The sequence below is a fragment of the Synechococcus sp. H60.3 genome, from assembly GCF_047462295.1.
In the GTDB taxonomy this organism is placed as follows: domain Bacteria; phylum Cyanobacteriota; class Cyanobacteriia; order Thermostichales; family Thermostichaceae; genus Thermostichus.
In genome coordinates, this window is record NZ_JANSIY010000017.1 from 26209 (window position 1) to 30787 (window position 4579).

At 57.8% G+C, this 4579-nt stretch carries 2 protein-coding genes and 1 pseudogene; 1 reads left to right on the forward strand and 2 read right to left on the reverse strand.

Translation table 11 applies throughout. The annotated features are described in order from the left end of the window. Positions 1-653 (reverse strand): hypothetical protein (locus NW841_RS03385; RefSeq protein ID WP_414385359.1); only part of this gene is annotated, 653 nt, incomplete at its 3' end. A 211-nt stretch (positions 654-864) separates the two neighbouring features. Further along, the gene (gene pyk / locus NW841_RS03390) at positions 865-2706 is read right to left on the reverse strand and encodes a pyruvate kinase (protein WP_414364012.1); all 1842 of its coding nucleotides are present in this window, start codon (positions 2704-2706) and stop codon (positions 865-867) included. A 714-nt stretch (positions 2707-3420) separates the two neighbouring features. Here pyk and NW841_RS03395 point away from each other — a divergent pair. After that, positions 3421-4579 (forward strand): annotated as a pseudogene (locus NW841_RS03395) (RNA-guided endonuclease InsQ/TnpB family protein); the annotation flags it as partial.

The window sequence follows — 4579 nt, forward strand, 5'->3', positions numbered from 1 at the left end:
TTCTTGTTCGGATCGTCAGGATGCTGACGATCTTCCTCAAAGAACATCAACCTCTGAAGACGAGCTGAGCGGTAGTCGGAGATGCGCAGCGCAAGGGAGCGCCACGCTCCTTTGCTGCCCAGGCCGGACTTCTCGTAAAGCAGAGACGCGCTGGGATCGACGCCGACAGCATGAGCATCGTGGATGGCAGCCAGATCGGCGCTTAAGAAAACAAACTGCCAGCCGTCTTTCTCCGTTTTTTCTTTGATCATCTTCTCAATTTGCTCTTTGCGGAACTCGCGACTGGCGTTCTCTTGGCCATCGGTTACCACCACCATAAGCACCCTGGCAGGGCGATCTGCTTCGCCGAGTTTGCTGAGGCTGCTTTCCAGATCGTTGATGCCGCGACCTATGGCATCCAGCAAGGGAGTAGAGGCCCGGGGCACATAGGTCTCGCGGGTTAGCTCGGGAACTTCGGCGATGGGCTTGAAATGGTGGATAACTTCGTAGGGATCCTGCGAGTCAAACTGAACCAAGGTGAGGGTGGCAAACCCAGGCTCTGCCTTCTGCTGCTGGAGAAAGGCGTTAAACCCGCCAATCGTATCGTCGCGGATCGCCTCCATTGAACCCGTGCGATCCAGGATGACAGCAATGTGGGTGTAGTCTTGTCTCATGGTCACAAACCCCCCTAGCAGAGCTAACTTTAACTTGAGATCCCGTCCGGCAACCTGGTTGTCAAGGCTTATTTACTATTAGCGAAGGTTATCCGCAATTTTCTTGATGGGCTTTGAGGAGTCCTTGTCGGCGCAGATCCCTGCCTCCCCCTTCCCAGGGAGAGAGCCTAGGAGACAGTCTCACCCTTGTCTGCAATGACCGCCAAACCCGTTAAAAGCCCAACCCATCAGCTCCTGAAGTGACAATACCCCTCTCGGTGTCCAAGGTAACGATGGCCCCGTCGCGGATGAGGCGCGTAGCATCCTTAACTCCCACCAGCACCGGCACCCCCAACCGCAGACCGATCACCGCCGCATGGGAGGAGGCCCCATCTTCTTCGGTGATCACCCCAGCCGCCTGTTTGATCGCCTCCACATAGTTGGCATCGGTAGCGCGAGCAACCAGGATGTCGCCAGCGGTGATTTTGCTGGCGTCGAGGCTAGATCTGAGGATGCGGGCCGGGCCGCTGACAGTGCCTTTGCCAAACCCTCTGCCTTTGGCCACCACTGCCTTTACTACCTCTACCTTAATCAGATCAGTGGAGCCGGATACGCCTGGCAAAGTGCCGGCGCTGAGCACCACCAAGTCGCCATCCTTGAGCAAACCTTCTTCCTGAGCCACGTTGATGGCGGCCTGAAAGGTCTGGCGGGTGGTAGGCAAATCCATGACCAACAGGGGCCGTACCCCCCACACCAACTGCAGTTGCCGCGCCACCTCTACATGAGGAGTTACCGCCAAGATCGGGGTGCGAGGGCGAAACCTGGAGACATTGCGAGCCGTAGCCCCAGTTTTAGTCAGGGTCATCACCGCCACCGCATCCAACTCCTGGGCAATCTCCCCTACGGCGCGGCTAATTGAGTCGGCGATCAGGGTTTTGGGCCGGGACGAACCATTGCTACCAGAGCTGTTGTTGTTTTGGCTCAGCTCCTGCAGGGTGAGGGCGCGCAGGTGTTGGCGGCGATCGACATAGATTGGGCTGAAGTAATCCCGTTCGATGCGCACGGCAATGCGGGCCATGGTCGCCACCGCCTCGACGGGATATTTGCCTACCGCCGTCTCGTTGGAGAGCATGACGGCATCGGTGCCGTCCAAAATAGCATTGGCCACATCCGAGATCTCAGCCCGAGTGGGACGAGGGCTGTGAACCATGCTGTCCAGCATTTGGGTAGCAGTGATCACCGGGATCCCTAAGCAGTTGGCCATGGCGATCATCCGCTTCTGCAAAATCGGCACCTCTTCCGCCGGCAGCTCTACACCCAGATCTCCCCGCGCCACCATTACCCCGTCGCTGAGGGCCAGGATCTGGGGCAGTTGTTGGATGGCCTCGTGTTTTTCAATCTTGACGATGATAGGAACCCGCTTGCCGACAGCGGCCATCAGTTCCCGCAGCTCCAGCACATCAGAGGGATCCCGCACAAAGCTAAGGGCCACCCAGTCCACCCCTTGGTTAAGGCCGAAGTAAAGGTCTGCCTTATCTTTTTCGGTAACGGCGCGAATGCTGAGGCGCACGCCGGGGAAGTTCACTCCCTTGTTGTCGGAGAGGGTGCCGCCGACAATGGTGCGGCAGAAGAGCTCCCCCGCCTCGGGATCCACTGCCTCCACCCGCATCTCCACCCGACCGTCATCGAGGAGGATCGTCGCCCCTTCCGGCACCTCTTGGGCCAGCTTGTCGTAGGTGACCCAACTGCGCTCCTGGGATCCCAAAATGGGCTTGCTGGTCAACACGAAGGGATCCCCGCTCCTGAGGGTAATCGAGCCTTCGGCAAACTTGCCCAGGCGAATTTTGGGCCCCTGCAGGTCTTGCAAAATGGCGACCTGGATGCCCAGGTCCATAGCGGTTTGGCGGATGAGGCGGATGTTGCGGCGGTGCAGATCGTGATCCCCATGGGAGAAGTTGAGGCGAAGGGTGGTTGCCCCTTGCAGGATCATTTCCCTTAGGATGGCGGGGTTGGAGCTGGCAGGGCCGATGGTGGCGACAATTTTGGTGCGTCGAAAAGACTCGCTCGAATGCATGGCAATCTTTACCAAGGGAGAGCAGCCCAGATTGTTTCCCCACACGGGGATCCCCTTGATACGATAACCCGTTTTGACACTCCCCGCACTTAAGTGGCAAGGATTTTCAAGCAGCCCAGAAGCAAACTCCTAAAGGCCTTGTCAAAGCGCCTCTGCTAACTCCCCACAGACAAAGTCCAAAAGTTGCCGTTACTTCGTGTTGATTGCCGCATTGGCGTCGGCAGTGATTAGCCAACCATCTAAGGTTCTCAACAGTCCACACTTCACCTGCTTTCCTATCAACTTCTACCCTTCAGGTTTTTTACTGCCTCTGGGCAGAAAATCGCTATCCAGAAAGCTGGCCAAGGTCTCCAGACCTCCAGTGCGAACAGGAGTATAAGCTTCCTCAGTCTCGAGAAACCTCATACCCAACCGTCGGCATGGCTGCTCTGGGTATTGCTTGGGCCTTGCCGTAGGCATTGGCATAAGCTGCTTTAGCCTTGCCACCTAGGTTTGCTTAATTCTTCAGGGATTCCAACCACTCGTGTCGGCAGGCCAGAGGCCTTAGACGGCCATGCCAATCCCAGGCTGGAGGTAGTGTGGGCAACTAGAGTTGCCGGGGCTACCGAGCCGATTTCAGCTAGAAACCGCAGGAGCCCCGCCCTGTACCCCCGTATACGGGGGGAGGGGGGCCGGTCAAGGCCGGGAGGAATGCGGACGACGGATAATTGTGACATGGCCCAAGTCCTGACTATCTCCTGCAAGCTCAAGGTGTCTGTGTCGCAAGCCGCCAAGCTGGATGCGACGCTAGACGCTTTTGCGCAAGCATTAAACTGGGTCAACCAAAACACACCAGAGAAGGTGGTCAACCCAGTCAAGCTTCAATCGCTCTGCTACCGCGAAATTCGTACCCGCTTTGGGCTCTCCAGCAATAAGGACTCCGTCCCGCTAGCGCGAGTGACACAACAGGTGTGCAGAAGGTTGGCCGCTGGTCGCAAGGTTGCCCAGCAAAAGAATCGTCCGGTCAAAGCGTTCAAGGGCGGCTTTGTTACCTACGATGCCCGCATCTTCTCTTTCCGGGAGAAGGACTGGACGGTGTCGCTGACCACCGTTGAGGGATGCGAACGCTTTGAGCTGGATGTTGGCTCCTACCAGCGCGGGATGCTGGCGGGTTCTCATCCCAAAGCGGCCACGTTGGTCAAACGCCAAGACGGTTCCTACTTCACCCAGATTTGCGTGGAATCTGAGGTACCGGAACCGGAGAGCGCCGTCAAGGCGATTGGCGTGGACTTGGGTAGGAGAGATATTGCCCACACCTCTGAGGGAGACCACTGGAATGGACAGCAGCTGAACCGGGTCAGAGACCACTACTCCCGGTTGAGAGCGGCTCTGCAACGCAAGGCCAGCAAGGGCACACGCAGTTCTCGGCGCAGGTGTCGGCAACTGCTGCAACGGCTGTCTGGTCGGGAGAGCCGCTTTCAAACCTGGGTCAATCACCGCATCGCCACTCGCGTCAGCGGGACGGAGTCCTTAGCGATTGTTGCTAGGGCACTGGCCACCCACCGTTTTATTGCCTTGGAGGACTTGACTGGAATTGAATTAGAGAACGTACCAATCAACAGTCGCGTAGTAAAGTCGAGCGGCGGCAGGCCAATAGTTGGGCGTTCTACCCGTTACGGCAGTTTGTGCACTACAAGGCCGCCAGAGCAGGGATCCAGGTTGTGGTGGTGCCGCCTGCCTACAGCTCGCAGACCTGCCACCAGTGCTTCTGGCTTGGGCAGCGGGAAGGGAAGCGTTTTCGCTGTGTCAACCCGGCTTGTGGCTGGGAAGGGGATGCAGATTTGAACGGTGCCAACATGATTGCCCTTTTGGGGGTCGCTGTAAACCGGCCTGG